Origin of the sequence: Pseudomonas sp. WMBT8 (assembly GCF_050916005.1) — a bacterium.
Taxonomy (GTDB): domain Bacteria; phylum Pseudomonadota; class Gammaproteobacteria; order Pseudomonadales; family Pseudomonadaceae; genus Aquipseudomonas.
The window spans coordinates 3,670,105-3,693,006 of record NZ_CP188096.1 but is presented as its reverse complement, the minus strand read 5'-3'; the positions used below and the strand labels follow the sequence as shown (position 1 = coordinate 3,693,006).

General features: G+C 63.3%; 12 protein-coding genes. 5 read left to right on the top strand and 7 right to left on the bottom strand.

Going from position 1 to position 22,902, the window contains the following annotated elements; genetic code table 11:
* Positions 1-21: 21 nt before the first annotated feature.
* Positions 22-1,137 (bottom strand): Gfo/Idh/MocA family protein, encoded by a 1,116-nt coding sequence (locus ACO77H_RS16880; protein WP_432754320.1) that lies wholly within the window; start codon positions 1,135-1,137, stop codon positions 22-24.
* Positions 1,138-1,465: 328 nt separating this feature from the next.
* Between ACO77H_RS16880 and ACO77H_RS16875 the strand changes: the two genes are divergently transcribed.
* Entirely contained in the window at positions 1,466-2,506 is a 1,041-nt protein-coding gene (locus ACO77H_RS16875; RefSeq protein WP_170041594.1) for a WD40/YVTN/BNR-like repeat-containing protein, read from the top strand.
* Between the two features lie 15 nt (positions 2,507-2,521).
* On the top strand, positions 2,522-4,897 hold the full coding sequence (locus tag ACO77H_RS16870; RefSeq protein WP_170057107.1) for an efflux RND transporter permease subunit: 2,376 nt from the start codon (positions 2,522-2,524) through the stop codon (positions 4,895-4,897).
* A gap of 65 nt (positions 4,898-4,962) precedes the next feature.
* On the opposite strand, the gene ACO77H_RS16865 is transcribed toward ACO77H_RS16870, so the two are convergent.
* Positions 4,963-9,624, bottom strand: coding sequence for a hypothetical protein (locus ACO77H_RS16865; protein WP_432754319.1), 4,662 nt, complete (start codon positions 9,622-9,624; stop codon positions 4,963-4,965).
* Between the two features lie 45 nt (positions 9,625-9,669).
* Positions 9,670-14,523, bottom strand: coding sequence for a hypothetical protein (locus ACO77H_RS16860; RefSeq protein WP_432754318.1), 4,854 nt, complete (start codon positions 14,521-14,523; stop codon positions 9,670-9,672).
* 141 nt (positions 14,524-14,664) lie between these two features.
* Between ACO77H_RS16860 and ACO77H_RS16855 the strand changes: the two genes are divergently transcribed.
* From ACO77H_RS16855 to ACO77H_RS16845, 3 genes are all read left to right on the top strand, one after another.
* Positions 14,665-14,955, top strand: a complete 291-nt coding sequence (locus ACO77H_RS16855; RefSeq protein WP_169955770.1) for a DUF5629 family protein — start codon at positions 14,665-14,667, stop codon at positions 14,953-14,955.
* A complete protein-coding gene (locus tag ACO77H_RS16850; RefSeq protein ID WP_170057110.1) occupies positions 14,942-16,117 on the top strand; it encodes a lactonase family protein in 1,176 nt (391 codons plus the stop codon). Before ACO77H_RS16855 ends, ACO77H_RS16850 begins: the two co-directional genes overlap by 14 nt.
* A 155-nt stretch (positions 16,118-16,272) precedes the next feature.
* Entirely contained in the window at positions 16,273-16,452 is a 180-nt protein-coding gene (locus tag ACO77H_RS16845) for a hypothetical protein (protein ID WP_169955768.1), read from the top strand.
* Between the two features lie 21 nt (positions 16,453-16,473).
* On the opposite strand, the gene ACO77H_RS16840 is transcribed toward ACO77H_RS16845, so the two are convergent.
* From ACO77H_RS16840 to ACO77H_RS16825, 4 genes are all read right to left on the bottom strand, one after another.
* On the bottom strand, positions 16,474-17,082 hold the full coding sequence (locus ACO77H_RS16840; RefSeq protein ID WP_169955767.1) for a glutathione S-transferase: 609 nt from the start codon (positions 17,080-17,082) through the stop codon (positions 16,474-16,476).
* A complete protein-coding gene (locus tag ACO77H_RS16835; RefSeq protein ID WP_432754317.1) occupies positions 17,079-20,717 on the bottom strand; it encodes an AAA family ATPase in 3,639 nt (1,212 codons plus the stop codon). The genes ACO77H_RS16840 and ACO77H_RS16835 overlap by 4 nt, the downstream gene beginning before the upstream one ends.
* Positions 20,714-21,955, bottom strand: a complete 1,242-nt coding sequence (locus tag ACO77H_RS16830) for an exonuclease SbcCD subunit D C-terminal domain-containing protein (RefSeq protein ID WP_169955765.1) — start codon at positions 21,953-21,955, stop codon at positions 20,714-20,716. The genes ACO77H_RS16835 and ACO77H_RS16830 overlap by 4 nt, the downstream gene beginning before the upstream one ends.
* Before the next feature lie 209 nt (positions 21,956-22,164).
* A complete protein-coding gene (locus ACO77H_RS16825) occupies positions 22,165-22,464 on the bottom strand; it encodes a DUF6124 family protein (RefSeq protein WP_170041060.1) in 300 nt (99 codons plus the stop codon).
* Positions 22,465-22,902 lie beyond the last annotated feature (438 nt).

Below are 22,902 nucleotides of genomic sequence, written 5' to 3'. Positions count from 1 at the left end.
CACATTGATCGGTGCAGGTCTTTAAATTTCGCTCACGTTGACCCACCGCTCTTCCCGCACCGCCAGCCGAAGCGCTGTCGCCAACCGCTCCACCTCCCATGCCGCGTCAAAATCAGTACCCGCTGCACCTTGCCCGGCCAGTGCCATGATCAACTCCTGTACCTCCAGGGTCTTCAGTTCGTTGTACCCCAACTGATGGCCCGCCGCCGGGCTGAACGCGGCATAGCCGGGCAGGGCGGGGCCTGCCAGCAGGCGCTGGAAACCCTGGTCACCGGCGCGAAACAGGCGCAGCTCATTCAACCGCTCCTGATCGAACGCCAGGGTGCCGCGTGTACCGCTGATCTCGAAACTCAGGTGATTCTTGTAGCCGTGCTTGAGCCAACTGCTGCTGACAGTGCCGTGTGCGCCATTGGCAAAACGCAGCAGGGCATGTACCTGGTCGTCCACCGCAATTGAGCGCAATTGGGTGCTGCCAGGGCTGGCCGGGCGTTGGGCGTGGACGGTCTGGCTGTCGGCGCACACCTTGCTCACATCGCCCACCAGGTAACGCGCCATGGCCAGCAGATGACTGCCCAGGTCCGCCAGGGCGCCGCCGGCATGCTTTACTTCACAGCGCCAGGACCAGGGCGACGCCGGGTCGGCCATGAAGTCTTCGCTGAACTCGCCCTGGAAACTGATGATCTGCCCCAGCTCGCCCGCCTCGATCATCTGCCGCGCCAGGACGATCATCGGGTTGTGCTGGTAGTTGTAGCCGACTCGCGTCACCACCCCGGCGTCGCGGGCGGCGCGGCGCATGGCGTCGGCTTGCTGCAGGCTGGTCGCCAGGGGTTTTTCGCAATACACCGCCTTGCCCGCCGCCAGTGCCGCCATGGCCATGGGGTAGTGCAGGTGGTTGGGGGTGGTGATGGCCACCAGGTCCACTTGCGGATCCTCGATCAGTTGTTGCCAGTCGCCGTGTGCCTGGGCAAACCCCCAGGCACTGGCACGGCGCTGCGCACGCTCGGTGTCGGCATCGGCCAGGGCCGCCAGTGTCAGGTTGAAGGGCAAGTCAAACACCGCACGGGCGTTATTGAACGCCAGTGCGTGGGCACGGCCCATGAAGCCTGTACCGATCAGGCCGATTCCAAGTGCGCGCATGGCGGTGGTCCTTTTGATTATTGTTTTCAGGAGGGCAATTAATAGAATAAAAATTCCCTACAATCAATATGTGGAATAAAAATACCGCCAGCTGGCTGCGGGCAAGTCATCATTCCAGCGAATGCGGCTATATTCAGCGCGAAGGCAAAAGGCCTCTAGTTAACAAAAGATAACGTAGCGCCGATTGTCAGACGATTCCAAAGCCCGATAGGATGGCCCCTGCTTCCTCAAGGGGCTCTAGATTGCAGGTTTGCGCACTGCGAACACCCTGCAAGGTGTTACGACCTAACAATAATAAATGGGAGAAAGGTCTATGAGTGAGCCTGTCATGGGTGTGGGTTTTTGCCGCCCGCTCGCGTCGCGCAAGGTCGCGGTGCTGGCTACAGCGCTCTCGCTGCTGGGGGTTGTCGCGTTGTCGACGGCTGCCCAGGCTGCAACCGACGCCGCAGAACCTGCGGCATTTGCCATTGAATCGCCGAAAGCCGAAAAAGGCCTGATGATCGACGTCGTGCACGCCGGCAAGCGCCTGGTGGCGGTCGGTGATCGCGGGCATATCCTCTATTCCGATGATCAGGGCGCGACCTGGGTGCAGGCCAAGGTGCCGACCCGGCAGTTGCTCACGGCGGTGTTTTTCATCGACGAGCAGCATGGTTGGGCGGTGGGGCATGACGCCAAGATCCTCGCCAGCAGCGATGCCGGGGCTACCTGGACCGAGCAGTTCAAGGACCTCAGCCGTGAAGCGCCGCTGCTGGACGTGCTGTTCAACGACCCCAACCACGGCTTTGCGGTGGGCGCCTACGGTGCGCTGATCGAGACCACCGACGCGGGCAAGACCTGGGAGGACGTCAGCGACCGCCTGGACAACGAAGACCAGTACCACCTCAACGCCATCGCCCAGGTCAAGGACGCCGGCCTGTTTATCGTTGGCGAGCAGGGCAGCATGTTCCGCTCCAGCGACGCGGGCCAGACCTGGGAAAAACTCGAAGGCCCCTACGAGGGCTCGCTGTTTGGCGTGATCGGCACCGCCCAGCCCAAGACCCTGTTGGCCTATGGCTTGCGTGGCAACCTGTTCCGCTCCACCGATTTTGGCGACACCTGGATGCCGGTAGAGCTCAAGGCCGCCCGTGGCGCCCTGGAGTTTGGCCTGTCGGGTGCGACCCTGCTCGACGACGGCACCCTGGTGGTGGTTGGCAACGGCGGCAGCGTGGTGGTCAGCCACGACGATGGCCTGACGTTCAGCGTATTCAACCGCCCGGACCGCATTTCACTCTCGGCGGTGACGGCGGCGGGCAATGGCGACTTGATTCTGGTGGGGCAGGGTGGCGTGCGCGTCGCCGAGCCAACCGGCGCCGAACGCAAAAAACAATAAGAAGGCGGGGATAGAATGAGCAGTCATCACAACGATAAAGCGACCTTTCTTGAGCGCCTGATCTTCAATAACCGCCCGGCAGTGATCGTGATCTGCCTGCTGGTGAGCATCTTCCTGTTCTGGCAGGCGACGTTGATTCGCCCGTCCACCAGCTTCGAAAAAATGATCCCCCTGCAACACCCGTTCATCGAAAAGATGATGGAGCACCGCAACGACCTGGCAAACCTGGGCAACACCGTGCGTATCTCGGTGGAGGCCAAGGACGGTGACATCTTCTCCAAGGAGTACATGGAGACCCTGCGCCAGATCAACGACGAAGTGTTCTACATTTCCGGCGTCGACCGCTCCGGCCTCAAGTCCCTGTGGAGCCCCAGCGTGCGCTGGACCGAAGTGACCGAGGAGGGCTTTGCCGGCGGCGAAGTGATCCCGCAGAGCTACAACGGCTCGCCGGAAAGCCTCGACCAGTTGCGCAACAACGTGCTCAAGTCCGGGCAGGTGGGGCGCCTGGTGGCCAACGACTTCAAGTCGAGCATCGTCGATATCCCGCTGCTGGAGTCCTACCCGGACCCGCAGGACCAAGGCAAATTGCTGGCCCTGGACTACCAGAAGTTCTCTCACGAACTGGAAGACAAGATCCGCACCAAGTTCCAGGAGCAGAACCCCAACGTCCAGATCCATATCGTCGGGTTCGCCAAGAAAGTGGGCGACCTGATCGACGGCCTGATCATGGTGGTGCTGTTCTTCGGCGTTGCGTTCGTGATCACCCTGGTGCTGCTGCTGTGGTTCACCAACTGCGTGCGCAGCACCATCGCGGTGTTGAGTACCACGCTGGTAGCGGTGGTCTGGCAACTGGGCCTGATGCACTTTTTCGGGTTCGGCCTGGATCCGTATTCGATGCTGGTGCCGTTCCTGATCTTTGCCATCGGTATCTCCCACGGTGTGCAGAAAATCAACGGCATCGCCCTGCAATCCAGTGAGGCCGACAACGCCCTGACGGCGGCCCGCCGTACGTTCCGGCAACTGTTCCTGCCAGGGATGATCGCGATTCTTGCGGACGCGGTGGGCTTTATCACCCTGCTGATCATCGATATCGGCGTGATCCGCGAACTGGCCATCGGGGCCTCCATCGGCGTGGCGGTGATCGTGTTCACCAACCTGATCCTGCTGCCGGTCGCGATCTCCTATGTGGGTATCAGCAAACGTGCGATTGCCAAGAGCAAAAAGGACGCCAACCGCGATCATCCGTTCTGGCGCCTGCTGTCGAACTTTGCCAGCCCGAAAGTCGCGCCCATCTCCATTGCCCTGGCCCTGGTCGCCTTCGGTGGCGGCCTGTGGTACAGCCAGAACCTGAAGATCGGCGACCTCGACCAGGGTGCCCCGGAGCTGCGCCCGGACTCGCGCTACAACAAAGACAACAACTTCATCATCAACAACTACTCCACCAGCTCCGATGTGCTGGTGGTGATGGTCAAGACCCGCGCAGAAGGCTGCTCGCGCTACGAAGCCATGGCGCCCATCGACCAGTTGATGTGGAAAATGCAGAACACCGAGGGCGTGCAGTCGGCGATCTCCCTGGTGACCGTGTCCAAGCAGATGATCAAGGGCATGAACGAGGGCAACCTGAAATGGGAAACCCTGTCCCGTAACCCGGATGTGTTGAACAACTCCATCGCCCGTGCCGATGGCCTGTACAACAACAATTGCTCCCTGGCGCCGGTGCTGGTGTTCCTCAACGACCACAAGGCCGAGACCCTCGACCGTGCGGTGCATGCGGTGCAGGACTTCGCCAAGGAAAACAACAAGGAAGGCCTGGAGTTCATCCTCGCCGCGGGCAACGCCGGGATCGAAGCGGCTACCAACGAGGTGATCAAGGAAGCCGAGCTGACCATCCTGATCCTGGTCTACCTGTGCGTGGCGACCATGTGCATGATCACCTTCCGTTCCTGGGCCGCGACCCTGTGCATCGTATTGCCGCTGGTGCTGACCTCGGTGCTGGGCAACGCGCTGATGGCGTTCATGGGCATCGGCGTCAAGGTCGCGACCTTGCCGGTGGTGGCACTGGGCGTGGGGATTGGCGTGGACTACGGCATCTATATCTACAGCCGCCTGGAAAGCTTCCTGCGCGCCGGTTTGCCGTTGCAGGAAGCCTATTACCAGACCCTCAAATCCACCGGTAAAGCCGTACTGTTCACCGGCCTGTGCCTGGCGATCGGCGTGTGCACCTGGATCTTCTCGGCCATCAAGTTCCAGGCCGACATGGGCCTGATGCTGACCTTCATGCTGCTGTGGAACATGTTCGGTGCACTGTGGCTGCTGCCGGCCCTGGCGCGGTTCCTGATCAAGCCGGAGAAACTGGCGGGGCAGAAGGGCAATTCGCTGTTTGCCCACTGAGCCTTACCGCAGGCAAGGCCCTTGTCCCCAGGGGCCTGTTGTCACCCGCGAGCGTGTGTGCCCTGTCAGGTGGCCAATGGCAGGAACCACCGCTCGGCCAACGCCTTGCCAATCAAACCACGGTGTACATCCACGACCGCCTGGGGGCTTTGTGCCCTGGCCAGTTGCGAGTAGTAGCCGACCCGGCGTTGCTCGCGTGTCTTGAGGTGGGCGGCGGTGTAGTGTTCCTTGGGCGTATCGGCTGCCGGGTAGTGGAAGTGGGCGTACCACAACGGGTAACCGAGCGGGTCGTTGACGGCATACTCCTGGACGAAGTCCCGGCGCTCGCCGCTTAACTGGATACGCTCGCCCAGCAACGCCATATTGGCGTGTTTCTGCTCGATCAGGTATTCCAGGTTGCCGTGGGTTGGCGGCAGTTCCAGGCACAGTTGGATGCGTAGCGCCTGGCCACGCTCACTCAGGCGGGCCGCGGCCTGGCGCATGTCGTTTTCCAGGGTCTGGTCAGCCGGTGTGCGGGCTTCGACGGGCTGGGCCTGGATCGCCTGGTGCAGCTCGGTGGCCAGCTTGTCATAGCGCGTCGACTCATACTGCAGCACCTCCTGGACCTCTTCCGGGTGCCGGGAAATCTTCTTGTATTGCTCGCCACGCTTGAGGTGCTCTTCAAGCATGGCCAGCAGTTTGCGGGCCTCACCCTTGACCAGGTTCAGCGCGCGCGGTGCCGCCGGAGAGCGCGGGGGCGATGCTTCTTTGTATGCGATCCATTGCTCGCCCCGCTGTGAATACAGGCCCAGCAGCTCGTCATTGACCTGGGAGCGTACTTCGACGGTTTCCACGCTGCCCACGGGTTTGACCTCACCGATAAACGTGCCTTTTTTCGGGGTGCGGATGACTTTTTTCAGCGGCTTGCCGGCCACCGCCGGGTTGCGCCGGCTCGGGCGCCTGGGTGGCTGGGCGACGGGTTTGATTTCGCTGGCCAGTTGCTGGGCCGCGTCCTGGTACAGCCCCTCCACCAGCTTGAGCAACTTGGCAAAATGCTCGCTGTCCAGCTCATCGGCTTTGACGATGCCGACCCCCTGCAACGAATCCAGGCCCCGGCCATAGTGCTCCACCAGGCTTTCCAGCACGCTGACGCGGTCCTCGGCCGTCAGTTCCAGATCGTTCAGCTCACTGTGGGTACGCAAGTGTTCCTGCAGGGGTTCAAGGATGTCGATCAGTACATTGACCAGTGGATGATCCGGGTGGTTGTGGGTCATCAGTGCGTAGTTGCGTATCAGCAAGTCCTTGACGGCCAGGGCGCTGATTTCCTGGGGACGGTCCCAGGTCAGTCGGCGGTAGTGTTCGCTGCCGGGGTTGCCCAGGTTGAACAGTTGGTCCAGGTAACGATCACGCTGCTCCAGCCAGTGGATCGAACGCTCATTGATGACAATCATTTCCCGGATGAACCGCCGGTAAGCTGCAAAGTCACCGAACACAGCCTCGGCCAGGCGTTCTCCTCGGAACGTGAAGTGTCTGTTGTTGCGGTACAGCGCGTCGCGATCTTTCTTGGCCACCACCACATGCTTGCGCGTGTTGTTGACGATATTTTCCAGCAAGCTCGCCACCGACTCGGGTGGCAAGGCAATCCCCAGCTCGCTGCGTTCTTTGAGGCTGTCCAACTGCTGCTGGTATTCCAATGTCTGTTCCTGCAGGGCCGTATCGAAGCGCTGGCGACTGTCAGCCTGTTGCGCTTCGCCAAAGCGTGGGTCTTCGGCGGTGCTGGTCATCACTCCCAGGATAATCTCGATCCGTTTTTGCCGGGCCACCTGCCCCTGGATGAACTGTTCGTAAGAACGCGTCAGTTGGCTGATCCGCTCAGCCCGTCGCTGACGTTCGGCGGCGATCCGCCTGGGGGGCATGCCACCTCGCAGGCGCAGGCGGGTATCTACCGACCACACGCCGTTGGCATCGCTGCGCAGGTAAGGGCCGCTGCGGGTGGTATCGCCAGGGGCGACGACCCTGATGTCGCCCTCCGGCCCCAGGGTCACTTGCAACCATTCGCCATTCGCCTCGGCGTGCCAAATGTTTTCAACCAGGTACAGCCCCTTGCGTGGCCCATTCAGCACGGGGCGCGGCAGGGGCGTCGGCCGGATGGCCTTGAAACTGCTCAGCCGCACGCGCTGGGCAGGCGTCAGGCGTTGACGGGTCTGCGCGAAACTGAAGTCCAACACATTGCGGCTGGTGTCCGGCAACATGCCCGGCAGGGTCACGGCTCCCTCGCGAATCGTCGGTGCCAGGGGCACCGGCCATTGTTCGGCAATACGCGGGGCGAGCGCCGAAGGCAGTGCACGCGCCTTGAGCCCGGCAGCCAGGGGCGGGTAAGACGCCGTCACCTCGGGAGCCGCCTCGAACAGCAGCAGGCCGAGATTGAGCAGCAGATCAACCGCTGCCAGCTCGCGCTGCTGCTGATCCTCGGCGGCCAGTGCCGCAATGTCCTGGCCCAGGCTGGCCATCAGGCCCAGCAGCCAGCCAGTGAGCATCGCCGGCCCGCGCAACAATGGCAGCAACAGATTGCCGAACAACAGGCTGCTACCCTCCAGCAGTACCTGCCAGCGGCTCTCGCTGTTGGACACCGACTCGCGGTTGGCCTGTTGCACCAGGGCGCGGGCATGGTCGCTGAACAGGTAGCTCATCAGGCGCCCGGTGGCCAGGCATTGTTGCAATTCCTCGTTGATGCCATCGCGGGACAGGGTCGCCGGCGCCGGCTTGCTCAAGGGCGCAAATTCATCGCCCTGGCCGAAGCGCAGGTAGTGCGGCTCACGGAACCCGCCGTGGGCATAAATCGGCCGGGCGCTGTCACTTAGCCAGGTCAGCACACTGTCCTGTAACTCGCCGGGCTGGGCGATGGCCTCGAACAGCGTCTGGCGGCTGGCGAATTCCTGAAGCGCTTGGGCATACAACGGGCGATACAGCAGATGAGGGCCGACATCGGCGTTCAACGCTTCGATCAGGTACATGTTGCAGACGCTGTCGGCAGGGGCGCCAGGGGCCCGTACCAACGCCAAATGGCGGATCACCACCTGGCGGTTGTCGACCTGCTGCTCGGCAACATTGCCCTGCATCAGCGCGGCCACCAGGCGTGCGCCCTGGCGGCTCACGCCGGCCTGTTGTTTGAGGCACAACTCCAGCGCCAGCAACGGCAATTGCGCGGCCTGCTGATCGGCAAACAACGTTTCACGCTGCTGCGCCTCGGGGCTGTCGCCCAACAGGTGCTGCTCCAGCAGGCGCGGGTAGTGCTGACCGATATCGACCTTTTCAATGAGGCCACCGGCGCCCATCAAATAGTCGGCGGTCAGCCAGGACGGCAGCGCCAGGCCATGGCGATTGCTCAAGGTCACGGTGCCGCTGGGGCGGCTGGCCAGGTTGTCGATGGCCATGTCCGTAAGGCTCATGCGCTCGTGGCGGATAATTCCGACGGTGCCAGGATAGCCCGAGGTGACAGTGAAGGTCAGTTGCAGGTCGTCGGGGTGCAGGGCGGCGACAGACGGTGGCGTAGGCAACAGGGAGTCGAAGGTCACCGCGTCGTGTTGCAGGGCTTGCAGCAGGGCCTTGACGGTGAAGGTGCGGATATCGTCCAGATCACTGAGAAAGTGGCGCCCGCCGCCGCGCTGTTTGGCGCTGGCCAGTGCCAGGGCATACCGCCGGTAAGTCGCGCGGTCGTCGACGCTGGCCTGTAGCAGCCAGCTCGGCAGGTGTTGGCGCAGGGTGTCCAGGGCCTGGAGTGGGGCGGCCGGTGAGTCGCGCAAAAACCGCCCGGGATCGGTGAGTTCAGCATACAGCGCCTGCCAGGCGCTGAAGGGCTGGGCCGTGGGCAGGCGCAGGTTGCCCAGGTCTGCCAGTTGGCGATTGAGGATCATCGCTGCCTGGTGCTCGAAGATATCGCCGTCGGGCTCGTAGCGCTGGATGAGGATATCGTCGACCTGATATTGACTACCCAGGCGCTGGCCGTAGGCCTGGACCAACGCATCCATGGAGGCAAACGCTTCAATGCCACCGCCGGGGCTGCACAGCAGCGCCGGCGTTTTGCCTTGCACGGTACGGATCAACACCAGTTCCGGGCTCAGCAGGTGGCTGCTCTGTTCTGCGCTTTTGAGGGTGACTTCCAGGCCATAGGCGAACACCACACCTTGGCCATGGCGGGCGATCCGCGCTTCACGGTCGGGGAGGGTGACCAGTTGGTCGACCGCCTCCTGCGCCTGTGCATCCAGGCTTGTGTGACGCAGGGCGCAAACGCGCAAGGTGTCCATCAGTACGTGCGCAAGCCAGCGCCAATGACCGGCGTCCCAATAGTCGGCCAAGGCATTTTGCAGGGCGATGGGCAGGGTCTGGGGCAGTTCGCCAATCAGGCTGGCGATGACCTGCATATCGAGGTTTTCCCGGCTCAAACCGGGCAGTTTCAGGCGTTTTGGCGGCTCGTCCGAGAGGTACCAGGGCACGTTGTCCACGTCGCTGAAGTCCAGCGCGATGCCACTGGCCAGCGCATCCTGAACCACTGCCATAAATGGCTGTAACAGCCAACTGCGGCGTTGCGGCCGGGCCAGGCGAGTGCGGCTCAGGTCTATCGTCAACGTGGGGTATTTGGCGCCGATGGCCGACGCGAGTTGTTGGCGGATTACCGTTTCCAGCGTCGGGCGATCAGCAAATTGAGCGCTGACGGCATGGGCGATAGAGGAGGGGGTGAGGGTTTGCATAAACATCCTTTTTTATTGGCAGTCGTTGCCCTTCATGGCCGGGTTCTAGGCGGGCACCAGGCTGAGGAACAGGCGTTGGTCAAGCGGCGCGGTGATCGGGTGGTACAGGTCTCGCACGATTGCCTGACTGTCTGCACCGGCCTGGGCGATCAGGTCCCGCAGGGTTACAAAGCGCTGTTCGGGGCGCTTGAGGTGCGCGGCGGTGTAGGCGCCTGGCAGGCTGTCGGCCTGGGGGTAGTGAAAGTGGGCATACCACAGCACCGTGAGGCGGTTCTTCTCGCGCACGGCGAACTCCGACACGTAGTCCTTGGCCGCGGTGCGTTGCGGGCCGTGGACCAGGCCGATGTCGATCGCGGCGTGGGCGCGCAGGAATTCGATATTTTCCTGGCGCGGGCGTTGCGCCTTGTAGCCCTCGATGCAGTGTTGTGTGCCTTGTGCGCGCAGCTCGACGGCCCGCAGGCGCAGGCGCTCTACGGTCTGGAGCATGTCGGGCTTGTCCCCGTGGTGCTGGGCCAGCCCGGCCGCCACCGTTTCCAGGCGTTCGGCCTGGTGCACGAGCATGTCGCGCCAGTCCTGGGGGTTGAGTTCATCGCGGCGCGAAGGGTCGCTGAGTTTCTTTTTCTGGAACTCGATGGAGCGCTCGATAGCCGGCACTTCCTCCAGCAGCCGTTGCGCCTGGCTGCGCAAGGTCGCCAGCGCCGGCACCTGGGTGGGCTTGGCGGGTGGGGTGGGCTTGGCCTCGATGATCTCCACCCAGCCTTCCTGGGGCTGCTCCATGAAACGCCCACTGATCTGCTGGGTGATGGGATTGCGGGTCACAATGGTGGGGAAGGGTAGGTCGCGTTGGGCCGGTTCCAGATCGCCCACCAGGGCCCCCTTGTCCCGTGACTTGAACACGCGCTTGGTCCTTGACGGTGCCCGTACCGGCTTGAAGGCGCCCGGTTGGGGCGGGAGGAACTCATCTTCACGCAACAACGCAGCCAGATCAGCCTCGGCGCTGTCACGCACGGTGTACAACCGCTCGATCAATAGCGGCATATACCGTGGGTGGGCCAGGGGCGAGTCGAGCTCCAGCAGGCTCTGATAAATCTGCAGGCGCCGGTTGTAGTGCTGGATCAGGTTGGTCAACACCTCCTTGCGCTCGGTGGAGGTGAACCCCTCGGTGGTCAGCAGGTCCAGGTGCGAGTCTTCCAGGGACGACAACGAGGATTGCAAGTGGTCATGGCGCTCCAGGAAGTACTGTTCCTGGGGCGTGGTGGCCGCAACCGTCTGGTCAATGCTCAAATCGGTCAGCACATCCAGGGATTCGAGGGTGGCGTTGAGGCGGTTGTAGAAGCGGCGCTTGGGATGACCATTGAGGTATTTGAGGCGTTGCGCAGGGCCGGTCTTCAAGCGCGCGGCCATCTCCTCCAGGGTGTTCTCGATGGCAAGCATTGCCTGGGCATGACGCTCGGAAACCGCAAAATTAGTCTCCAGCAGGTCTTTGACATAGTGCACCGCCGCCGTATCGTGCGCCGTGCCTTGCAGTTCGATCAGCGATTCGCCGTGCTCGGAGACAAAGCTTGCCAGATACAGGGAGGCCAGTTGGCTGACGCGTATCTCATCGGTGGCCAGCATCGACTGGTATTGCTCCACGCACTGGCCCTCATAGTCGAAGTGGCTGTCAACGGCCTTCATCTGCCCGTAGGCCTCGATCAGCAGGCGTCGTTGTTGCAGCAACTGGGCGGCGGCCTGGTCAAAGCGCTCCTGAAAGGCCTGGAACCCGGTCCTGGCCCAGGAGCGTTGTGCCACGCTGTTGCGGTGTTCGGCCACCCGCGCCGGGTCGTCAGGGGCACTGCGCAAGCGGTTGCGGGCCTCGCCCAGGGCATTGTGGGCGGTCTCGAACTTCAGTCGGGCAGCCTCCAGCACCCGGTCGATGGGTTGCAGGCGTTTGATCAGGGCGCTGACCTCGTCACTGATGCGATTGATCTCATCCGAGGCCTGGGTGCGTTGCTGAGCGATTTGCGCCAGCTTGGCCTTGAACCGGTTCTTCGGCCCACCACCGCGCAGTTTCAGGCCCAGATCCAGGACCCAGTGGCCTTGGGCATTACGCGTGAGCGCGAACCCAGGATGTTGCGGTTTTTGCGGATGGATCAGGGACACTTCGCCCAGGTCCGGCACGATATTCACCCGAAACAGCAGGCCGGCCACCGAGGCGTGCCACTGTTGATCGATGCGGTACAACCCTTTGAAATCACCGATCTCCAGGGGCAACGGGGCCGGCACCGGCCAGGGTACATGCAGCTCGCGCAAGGCATCGAGCAGGCGGCGGCGGCTGCTGTCGCGCGCGTTGGAGTGGACAAAATCCACCAGGGTCTGGTCGCCGGCCGGTGGTTCGGCGGGCAGGCCCACCGGGCCCAGCTCGATCGGGATGGCCGGCTGGGTCGCGCCCGCCGGGCGGCGTAGCGCTGCGAGGGTCAGCGGCAAGGGCGGCTCGCTGTCGTGCGCCAGCCATTCAGGGGGGCGAGAGGCTACATGCAACAGAATCAGGCCGATATTGAGCAGCACATCGACCCAGGCCAGCTCCCTCGCGGCGTCATCCTCGCCTTGCAGGGCCGCGATATCGTGCCGCAGGCTGACCGCCAGTTGCACCATCCAGCCTGCAACCATCGCCGGCCCGCGCAGCAGCGGCAACAGCAAGGCGTTGAACAGCAGCCAGCCACCTTCGAGCAGCACCGCCCAGCGGCTTTCGGTATTGGACACCGCGTCCCGGTCGGCCAGGTCCACCAGCGCCCGGGCATTGCTGCCGTACAGGTACTGGGTCAGGTTGCCGGTGGCCAGGGACTGGGCCAGGGACCCGGGGATTTGCCCACCGTTGGTGTCCTGCGCCAACTGTGCCGGGGGCGGCGCGGGCCACTGCACGGTGTCGTCGCCCTGGCCGAAACGCAGGATATGCGGGCTATGGAAACCGCCGTGGCTGTAGATCGGCCGGGCCTTGTCCGACATCCAGGCCAGCACGCTGTCTTGCAAGGCCCCGGGCGCGGCGATGGCATCGAACAGGGCCGCGCGCTGGCTGAATTGCTGCAACGCGTCCTGGTACAGCGGGCGGTAGAGAATCGCCGGCCCGGCGTCGATATCCCGGGGCTCGATGATAAATATATTGCTGACGATATCCGGCAGCGCCCCGGGTTTGCGGGCGAAGGCCAGCGGGCGGATCACGATGTCCTGGGCATCCACCTCCCGCAGCGGCGCGCTGCGGTGCAGCACGGCCTTGACGTAGCGATAACCGAGGAAGGTGAACCCCTGTTGCCCGCGTATTGCCAGTTCCAGGGCCTGGCGTGGCAGTTGCACGGCCAGTTCGTCGCCGAACAGCACCTCGCGCCGGCGTATCCCGGGGCCGTCCCCCAGCAGTAGTTCGCGGATTTTCTGCGGATAGTGTTGGCCAACGTCCACCTGGCGGATCAGCCCGGGGGTGCTATGGAACAGGCCTTTTTCCCCGAGTATGTAGTCCTCGGTCAGCCAGTCCGGGACGGCCGCCCCCGATGTGTCCCGAAGGGTTAGCCGGCCCTGTGGCGCCGCAGCCAGGTTGTTGATGGCCAGTGCCGTCAGGCTCATGCGCACCGGGGCCAGGTAGCCGCTGTGGATGTCACCGACCGGGACATGGAAGGTCAGTTCCAGGTTGTCCGGTTCCACGCTGGACTCGGGGTGGTCACGGCGCATCTGCTCGCGCAGGGTGCGGGTGGTAAAGGCCTGCAGGTTCTCGACGCCGTCCAGAAAGGACGCACCTTCGGTTTTGCGTTGCAGGCGCGCCTGTTCCAGCAGCTCTTGGCGATAGGCAAAGCGCTGTTCGGCGCTGGCCGCCTGCAGCCAGGACGGTAACGCTGCCTGGAGGGCGGGCTGGTGCGTCGGGTCTGGCGCGGGGGCGGCGCGCAAGGCGAGTGCCGGGTCGGTGGCCTCGGCGAACTGCTGCTCCAGGGCGCGTACGCCCTCGGCGGCCGGCAGTTGGATGGCTTGGAGGTCGTCCAATTGCTGGTTGAGCAGCAGGGCGGCCTGGGTATCGAAGAGATTGCCATCGGGTTCGTAGCGCTTGACCACGACTTTGTCGACCTGCAAGCGGCTGGCCAGGCGTTGGCCCCAGGCCTGGGTGAACGCCTCCAATGAAGCATACGGCTCCACATTGCCCGAGGCCTGGCACAGCAGGATCCGAGGGCCTTGTACCAACAGCAGGTCGGTGCTCAACAGGCGGGCATCGCTGCCCGGGCTGACGACGCAAGCCTCCAGGCAGTAGGCGTACACGATGCCCGCAGGCCCGGCCAGGCGCTCGCGCCGGTCAGGTTGGCGGGTCAGGTCAAACAGCATGTCCCGGGTTGGGCCTGCCGGCAGCAGGCTTGCGGTGCTTTTCAGGTTATCGGCCAACAGGTCGCCGAGCCATTGCCAGCGGCTGGCGCGGGTGTCTGCGCTGAGGTTCCAATAGTTCGTCAGGGCCTGCTGGAAAGCGATCGGCAGGGTAAAGGGCAGGTCCACGATCAACCGTTCAATGACCGCCATGTCCGGTTCGCGCGGGCCATTGGCTTCATAGGTCAGGCGTGAGGGTGGCTGCTGGGAGAGAAAGCTGCGGCGTTCGTCGATGACCTGGGTCAGGTTCAGGGGCGTGCCATTGCCCAGGTGGTCGAGGACCACATCGCTCAAGCGCCTGAGGTCCCAGCCGCGTTTTTGGTTGGGGGTCGCCAGCTTGACGGTGGACAGGTCCAGGGCCAGCGCCGGGAACTGTTCCAGCAGGCGTTCCTGCAGGTGGTGTTCGACCACCTGACGCAAGGTCGGGCGATCGGCGAATTGGCGGGCGACGGCCAGGGCCGGGGTGTTGCTGCGGTGAGTGAACAGCAATGGGCCAGGGGGTGGGGCGGGTAAAGTGTCGGGCATAAGAGGTTCCGTTCTGCGCGATGGGGTTCTCCCGCAGAATGGCAAGCCGCTGGGGCCGCAGTGTGGTAGCCGGTTATCGCGACACGACGGCGACCACGGTTTGGCCTATCATCAACGTTTTTCCACTGATGAATGATCCTGATGACTGCTGCTACCCTGGCCACTGAACTTGCAACCAGCGACATGCTCGTAATCGATGGGCTGCATGCCTTTGATTTCACCTTCGATGATCGGCAGTTACTGATCAAGAGCATGGACGGTCGGGCCGAGAAACGCTGGACGTTCAGCATCGCCCAGGTGCAGGCCGCGACGTTCGATGAAACCTTGCAAAGCTGGACCCTCAGCGGTGACTCGGGCGAGCACCGCCTGGTGTGCCTGAGCGCCATCACTGGCAGCAACGAAGACGAGGACGACGAACATGCTGATGCGTAAATTCTGGCCCCTGCTGATGGCCGGCAGTGTCGGCGCGATGTCGGCCCAGGCCGCGCCGCTCGAGACCTTTGCACTGCTGGTGGGCAGCTACACGGCAGGTACCAGCGAAGGTATCTACCGCCTGCAGTTCGACAGCCGTACCGGCCAGTTCAGCGGCGCGCCGGTGCTGGCGGCCAAGGCGCAGAACCCGTCCTGGCTGACCCTGTCCCAGGACCAGCAACACCTGTTCGTGGTCAATGAAAACGGCCCCGGCCAACAAGACCCGGTGGGGCGCGTGAGCAGCTACCGCATTGACCCGGCCAACCAGCAACTGACCCTGGTCAACCAGGTGCAGAGCCTGGGCAACGAACCCACCCATTCCAGCCTGGCCGCCGATGGGCGCTACCTGTTTGTCGCCAACTATTCGGTGTTGGAAGATCCGGGCGGCAGCCTGGCCGTCCTGCCGGTGGATGCCGCAGGCAAGCTGTCGCCGCCGGTGCAACTGAGCGCGCACCCGGCCAGCCGGGTCAACCCTGAGCGCCAGGCGTCCAACCACGTGCATTCAGTGGTGTCGTCACCCGATGGCAAGTACGTGTTTGTGCAGGACCTGGGGGCGGACAAGGTCTTTGCCTACCGCTACGACCCCAAGGCCAACCACGAACAGCCGCTGACCCCGGCTGATCCGGCTTTCGTGCAGTTACCGCCGGGCAGTGGCCCGCGCCACCTGTTGTTCAGCGCCGATGGCAAGCATGCCTGGCTGACCACCGAGATGAGCGCGCAGGTTGCGGTGTACGACTACCAGGACGGCAGGCTGACCCAGCGCCAATTGGTGGACTTTGCCGCTGGGCAGCCGCTGTCGGACAAGGCTGGCGCTGCGCTGCACGCTTCCAGCGATGGCAGGTTCCTCTACGTCAGCAACCGTGGCACCGCCAACCAGATCGTGGTGTTTGCCATTGATCCTGCCACCGCGCAGCTCACAGAGATCCAGCGCCGCACGGTGGAAGGCGACCATCCCCGTGAGTTCAGCCTCGACCCGAGCGGCAAGTTCTTGCTGATTGCCAACCAGAAGAGCAACCAGATTGTGGTGATCGCGCGTGACACCCAGACCGGTCAACTGGGCAAAACCGTACAAAAACTGCCGATTGATGCCCCCAGCGACCTCAAGTTCCTGGTGCGTCAATAAGCCACAGGCCCCGCCGTGCGGGGCCTGACTCCTTGTATCAATCCCAGTGATAACGGCTACTGTTTCAAAGCATTTCAGCCAGCCGGAACCCAGGCGTAAGTTTGCTCCAAGGCCTTCACAAGCCATCCAGCCAACTGAACACAAGGGTTACCGCCATGAACTTCAATCTCTTCTCGATCATCGCTGCCTCCGCTGTTTCCGCCACCGTGGCCTTGCCAGCCAGCGCCAGCGTGGAGATCAGCAGCAAAAAATCCAGCACCAGCGCCTACACCCAGAAATACCTGCAACAGAGCGCCAACTTCTATGCCGCCCTGGATCACAAGACCCAAGGCTGACACGCCAAGGCTGCACCGTGGCTACGGGTTTTTGGCCATGGATTGGACAAACAGCGGCGACGCCAAAAACCGCTCCAGCCACTGCTGCAAGTGCACATAAGGCGTCGTTGCAAACCACTCCCGGTCCACATGGGCAAACTGGCGCACAAACGGCGCCAGCGCCACATCCGCCAGGCTCAGGTGATCGGCCAGCAGGTAGTCGCGCTGCGTCAGCAATCCTTCAAGCTTGCGCAAAAACACCTCGCCCTCGGCCCGATAGTGTTCCATCGGCTGCTCCGGGTAGCGCTCGGCGTATTTGTAGCGATTCAAATGCTCCTTGAAGGCCTGGTCATTCTCGGCAATCAACGCTGCCATCAGCCCCTGCGCCGCCGGATCCTCCTTGAGCAGCCAATCTTCGGGATCATGCTGCGCCAATGCCCAGCCCATGATCGCCAGGCTCTCGTCGAGCACCTGGCCGCCCACACTCAACACCGGCACCGTGCCCTTGGGCGAAAGCGCTAACATCTGCGCCGGCTTGGCCTTGAGGCTGACTTCGACCACCTGCACCGCCACCGCGCAATAGCGCAGGGCCATCCGCGCGCGCATGGCGTAGGGGCAGCGGCGAAACGAATACAACACCCCTTCGCTCATTTCACCTCCAGGGTGCTCAACCCATTGCCCTGGCGCTTGACCTGGATCTGCACCGGAATTCGTTCGTGCATTTCCTGTACGTGGGAAATCACCGCCACCTTGCGCCCCTGGGCCTGCAAGCCGTCGAGGGCGTCCATGGCCAATTGCAGGGATTCGGGGTCCAGGCTGCCGAAGCCTTCATCGATAAACAACGACTCGATCTTCAGCGTGCTGGAGGCCATCGACGCCAGCCCCAGGGCCAGTGCCAGGGAGACGAGGAACGTCTCGCCGCCGGACAGCGAATGCACCGAGCGCAGTTCATCGCCCATTTCCGTGTCCAGTACCAGCAGGCCCAGCATGCTGCCGCCGCGCTTGAGGCGGTAGCGGCGCACCAGTTGGCGCAGTTGCACGTTGGCGTGGTGTACCAGCAGGTCGAGGTTGTAGGCCTGGGCGAACTTGCGGAACTTGTCGCCGGTGGCCGAGCCGATCAGTGCATCGAGCCGCGCCCAGCGCTGCCACTCCTCATAGGCCTTGGCGGTGGTGAGCGCCAGGCTCTGGTTGGCGTCCTGGCGCCGCTGGTCTTCGGCTTGTTGCGCGCGCAGTTCGGCGCAGTGTTTTTCGCCGCCAAGCAGTTGCTGGTTCAGCTCGGCCAGGGCGCTGTCCAGCTGTTCGGCGTCAAGGTTGCCGTTGTGCAGGGCCTGGTGGTCCTTGAGGCGTTGCTCGCGTTCTTGCAGCAGGACCTTGGCCTGTTCGATGGCTTTTTCGCTGTGCTGTACCTGCTGGCGCAGTTCGCTGACCCCAGCCTCGTCGAAGGCCAGCAGATGTGCCAGGCCTGCGTCGTCGAGCTGCGGATGCTGGGCGCGCCACTCGCTGATACGGCTGTGCAACGCCTGGAGTTCGCTGTCCAGGGCTTGCTGGCGCTCCTGGCGGGCCTTGAGGTCGGCGGCCAGTTGGATCAGTTCGCTGCGGGTGTCCTGCAACTGTTGATTGGCCTGGGTCTCGCTGTGACGGGCCTGTTCCACGGCCTGTTCGAGCTGCTGCTGCCAGTGCTCGGCGCTGGCATGTGTGCCCAGCAGGGCGCTGAGTTTTTCCTGGGTGGCCTGCTGTTGCTGGGTCAACTCGGCCAACTGCTGGTGCTGCACGGCCAATTGTTGCTGGCGATGCTGCTGGCGGTCCTGTTCTTTTTCGATGGCTTGCTGGCGCTGTTGCTGCTCGGCCAGTTCATCCTTCTGGTAGCCAAGCTGCTCCAGGCGCTGGCTGATCTGCTGGTCCAGCAGCATGAACGTCGCCGCCGGCTGCGTGCGCAGGCCTTCGAGGGTCTCGGCCGGGAGCAGGCTGGCGAAAGCATTGAGCTCTTCGTCCAGGCGCTCGCGGTCGCTGGCCAGTTCCCGTTGCTGGTCGATCAACTGCTGGCGGGCTTGCTGGCTGGCATCCTGGGCGGCTTGCAGCTGTTGCTGCAGGCGCCCGGCATTTTGTTGCAGGTTGAGCAGGGCGCCCTGGCGCTGTTCGTCCTGGGTGATGCTCTGGCTGAGCTGGCCCAACTGCTGCGCCAGCCAGGCACTGCGTTTGCCGCTGTCCTGGTTGAACAGCGCGGCGCTCAGTGGGTGGGCCTCGAGGCTCGGCGCCAGGCCCTGGAGCTGGGTCGCCAACTGCTCTTGCTGTTGCAGGAATTCTTTTTGCTGGGCGATCAAGCCGCCGACTGCAGCGCGCAGTTCGGTGAGCGTTTCCTTGAGGGTGTCGACCGCTTTCTGCGCATTGGCTTCTTCGCTTTCATCATGGCGCGTGAGGCTGTGCAACAGGGCTTCGGGCTGGTGATACGGATGCTCGACGCTGCCGCACACCGGGCAGGGTTGCTCATCCTGCAATTGCCCGCGCAGCTCCTCGACACTGGCGCTGCGTGCCAGCCGCTGGCGTTCCAGTAACTGCTTGGTCACGCTCAGGGTCTGCTCGGCCACTGTCAGCTCGGCCTTGGCTTGCAGGCCGGTCTGGTTCAGTTGCTCGCGCTGTTGCTGGGCACTGGCCTGTCTTTGGGCCAGCTCCTGTTGCTGCTGGTCCAATTGCTGCTGGCTGTCCCACAGCCGCGTCAGGTCTTCGAAGGCCCGTTGCTGCTTGCGATTGTCCTTGAGCAGGCTGTCGAGCAACTGGATCTGTTCGGCCACCGCATGGGGCTCGGCCCCGGCTTCCTGATACAGCAACTCCAGGGCCGTGCGTTGCTGGGTCCATTGCTCGCTGGCGCGGTTGGCGCGTTCTTCCAGTTGCGGCAGTTCGGCCTGGCCCTTGTTCAGGCGATTGCCGATCAGCATCAGTTGTTGCAGACGGTCGCGGTAGGCGTTCCAGGCGTCGCTCAAGGGCGCGAGGGTGGCGCTGCGTTCCAGTTGCGCCGCCAGTTGTTGCAGGCGGCTGGCAACCTGTTGCTGCTGGGTGTGCAACGTGTCGAGCGCGGCTTGGCCTTCGGTGCAGGCGGCTTGCCCCAGTTTTTGCTGTTCACTGCTTTGGGCCAGCTCGCGGGTCAGGCGGGCGAGGCTGCTTTGTTCCTCGAAGGCCTGGCGCAGCAACGGCACGGCTTCGGTCTGCTGTTGCAAGGCGGCGGCCAAGGCGCTGTGTGCGCTGGCTTGCTGCTGTTGCAGTTGCTCCTGGCGTGCGTGCAGGGCGGTTTGTTGCTCAAGGTGCTGGCGGATCTGCGCGGCCAGGGGCTCCAATTGGCCGTTCAGTTCGCTATGCCGCGCAAAATGATGACGCTGCGGCGCCAGTTGCTCCAGGCGGCTCAAGTCCAGGCGTTGCGGGCCCTGGGTGTGCCATGCCTGCTCGGCCTGTTGCAATTGCTCGGCCGCACTGTGTTGGCGCTCCTGCCACTCGCGCAGTTCCTTGAGCCAGGTGTGTTGCAGTTCCAGTTGCTTGAGCTGGGCCTGCTGGGTCTTGAGTTGCTGCTGGGCCGCGCTCAATTGTTGATCCAGCTCGGCGCGGGCCTCGGCTGGCAACGGCGTGACGCCAGTGGCCTGGTCTTGCAGCAGCTTGTGGGCTTCCTTGGCCTCCCGCGCCTTGATGAACGCGCGCTGGCCCAACTGGGTGTAGAGCGCGGTGTCGGTGAGCTTTTCCAGCAGCTCGCTGCGCTCGTTATCGTTGGCCTTGAGAAAGGCGCTGAACTCACTTTGCGCCAGCAGCACCGCACGGGTGAACTGTTCAAAGTTCAAGCCCAGGGCCAGCTCCAGTTGCGTCTTGTATTCGGTCTTCTGGCTGGCCAGCAGTTGCTCGCTGTCCAGGTCGATCAGGCTTTGCCGGCTGTTCTGCAGCTTGCCGCTGGCCTTGTCGCGGGCGCGATTGGCCTCCCAGCGCGCGCGGTAGCGCCGGCCGCTGACGCCGACAAAGTCCACTTCGGCATACCCGCCGCCGGTACCGCGGCGGATCAGGGTGCGCGGGTCGCCGATGGAGATATCGGTATCGGCATCGGGCATTTTTGCCTGGCCGGTGTCGCCCAGGCGTGGCACGGCGCCAAACAGCGCCAGGCACAAGGCATCGAGCAAGGTACTTTTGCCGGCGCCGGTGGGCCCGGTGATCGCAAACAACCCGGCGCTGGCCAGGGGCTCGGCGGTAAAGTCGATTTCGAACGGCCCGGCCAGGGACGCGAGATTTTTCAGGCGGATGGCGAGGATCTTCATGGCTGTTGCTCCTCGTGTTGCACGTCCTGGAGCAACACGGCGAAATCCTTGAGGGTCTGTTCGTCCACGTCACTGCCATAGCTTTCCTGCCAGGCGCGGCTGAACAATTCCTGGGGCGTGAGCTGGTCGAGTTCGATCAACGGCTCATCGCCTTGGTCCTGACGCGCGCCGCTGCCGGCGTACTCGGCGGCGATGCGCACCAGGCGCACGGCCTTGCCCAGCAGGGCGTTTTCCACTTGCTGGCGCAGGTCAGGCTGGGGTTCGTCGAGGCGCACGCGCACCTCCAGCCAGGGCTGGCGCTGGGTGTCGGCCAGCAGATCGACGTCGGGCAACTGCGCCAGTTGCTTGAGGATCTCGGCCAGGGGCGCGGCGTCCAGGCGTTGCAGATGCACGGCGCGGGGGATCAGGCGCGGTTCGACGCTGACCAGGGTTGCACCGTCCAGTTGCACGTCGAGGATCTGGTGTTGATAGCCGATTTCGGAAAATGACAGCGGGATCGGCGAGCCGCAATAACGGATGCGTTCCTCGCCATTGACCCGCTGGGGCTTGTGCAAGTGGCCGAGGGCGACATAGCTGACACTGGCATCGAACAGACTGGCCGGCAGCGCTTCGGCATTGCCGATGATCAGGCTGCGCTCGGAGTCTTCCGACACCGAGCCACCGGCCATATGTGCGTGGCTGATGGCAACCAGCGCCTGGCCCGGTTGGCGCTTGGCGTTGGCTGCGGCGATCAGGCGCTCATGCACCTGGCCGATGCCCTTGAGGTAATCGTCGCCCAACAGCGCACCGGTGACTTCGGCCGGGCGCAGGAACGGCAGCGCCAGGCACCAGCCGGCCACGGCGCCGGTTTTGTCCGGCAGGGCAATCAGCAAGCGCTCCACATCCAGTTGCCCGTCATCCAGCCACAGCACCCGGCCCAGGGCATGGGTACGCAAACGCCGCATCAATGGCGCCGGCAGCTCAATGCGCGAGCCGGAGTCGTGGTTGCCGGCGATCATCACAACGGTCAGGTCGGGGTTCTGTTCATGGGCGTTGATGATGAAGTCATACAGACGCTCCTGGGCCTTGAGGGGCGGGTTGACCGTATCGAAGATATCGCCAGCGATCAGCAGCACATCGGGGCCGTGCAGCTTGATCTGGCCCAGCAGCCAGTCGAGGAAACAAGCGTGCTCGAAGTCGCGTTCCTGGCCGTGGAGGTTTTGGCCCAGGTGCCAGTCGGAGGTGTGAAACAGACGCAAGGCGAACTCCGTGGGGAATAGGTAAAGGAGCGGAGTTTACCTGTAAATGGTAACGAGGCGCCCAAGATCAAGAACCGAGCGCGAAGCTGCATCCTTTGTAGGAGCTGGCTTGCCGGCGATGGCGCTGGATCAGCCAAGACATTTATTGGCTGATACACCGCCATCTCTAACGCATGGCCTTCGCATCCACGCAGGCTGCGTGTGGAAGGTCAATGGGGTTTGAGGCAGTCGAGCGCACGGTCGGCCAGGATTTTCGCCTTGTCTATCAAGTGCTCGGTGGCGCCTGCCATGTGCCGTTGATTGCCGGTCAGCCCTTGGGTGGTGCCGGCTGCGGTGGCGGCTGCGCAGCGCAGCAGGTCACTGATTTGGGCAAGGGCGTCTTCAAAACTGAGGTCTTGATGCACGGTGAAGGAAGGGGGCGAGGCGGGTTGTAGGTAGTGGCTCAGGGCGCGGTCAAATATTTCGCGGTCGGGGGTGAAGCGGGGTGGGTCGGGGACGATTTTGTTCATGCATAAGCTCCTACTGAAAAGGGAGCCATCCCGATGTCGGTCTCACTCGACAAAAAGGTGGCAGCTATGTGCAGGGTGAGAATACCGGACAGTAGGACTCCGGCCAGACCGAAGTCTGCCCGCACACAGCCGCCATAGAACATGGTAATGACGGTAGTGGCGCTTGGCGCCTACTGGTTGGCAGGTTCTCACACCCGATCGCTGATGCTCAGCGAAGGAGCGAAGGCTAGCCAGTGGACTGTGCAGGCGCAAGGCCGAAGGATTGTCTAGGAAACGTCCTGCAAATTAAAGGGATATGGATTGCTGGCCTTTAACAATCTGTGACGATCCCTCCAACGCCAGAGCGCGAAGCTGCATTCCCCTGTGGGAGCTGGCTTGCCTGCGATGGCGCTGGGTCAGCCAACACATTTATCGACTAATACACCGCCATCGCAGGCA

Coding starts and splice junctions, on each gene's coding strand:
- ACO77H_RS16880 (WP_432754320.1), bottom strand. CDS start 1,137: ATGCGCGCACTTGGAATCGGCCTGATCGGTACAGGCTTCATGGGCCGT.
- ACO77H_RS16875 (WP_170041594.1), top strand. CDS start 1,466: ATGGGTGTGGGTTTTTGCCGCCCGCTCGCGTCGCGCAAGGTCGCGGTG.
- ACO77H_RS16870 (WP_170057107.1), top strand. CDS start 2,522: ATGAGCAGTCATCACAACGATAAAGCGACCTTTCTTGAGCGCCTGATC.
- ACO77H_RS16865 (WP_432754319.1), bottom strand. CDS start 9,624: ATGCAAACCCTCACCCCCTCCTCTATCGCCCATGCCGTCAGCGCTCAA.
- ACO77H_RS16860 (WP_432754318.1), bottom strand. CDS start 14,523: ATGCCCGACACTTTACCCGCCCCACCCCCTGGCCCATTGCTGTTCACT.
- ACO77H_RS16855 (WP_169955770.1), top strand. CDS start 14,665: ATGACTGCTGCTACCCTGGCCACTGAACTTGCAACCAGCGACATGCTC.
- ACO77H_RS16850 (WP_170057110.1), top strand. CDS start 14,942: ATGCTGATGCGTAAATTCTGGCCCCTGCTGATGGCCGGCAGTGTCGGC.
- ACO77H_RS16845 (WP_169955768.1), top strand. CDS start 16,273: ATGAACTTCAATCTCTTCTCGATCATCGCTGCCTCCGCTGTTTCCGCC.
- ACO77H_RS16840 (WP_169955767.1), bottom strand. CDS start 17,082: ATGAGCGAAGGGGTGTTGTATTCGTTTCGCCGCTGCCCCTACGCCATG.
- ACO77H_RS16835 (WP_432754317.1), bottom strand. CDS start 20,717: ATGAAGATCCTCGCCATCCGCCTGAAAAATCTCGCGTCCCTGGCCGGG.
- ACO77H_RS16825 (WP_170041060.1), bottom strand. CDS start 22,464: ATGAACAAAATCGTCCCCGACCCACCCCGCTTCACCCCCGACCGCGAA.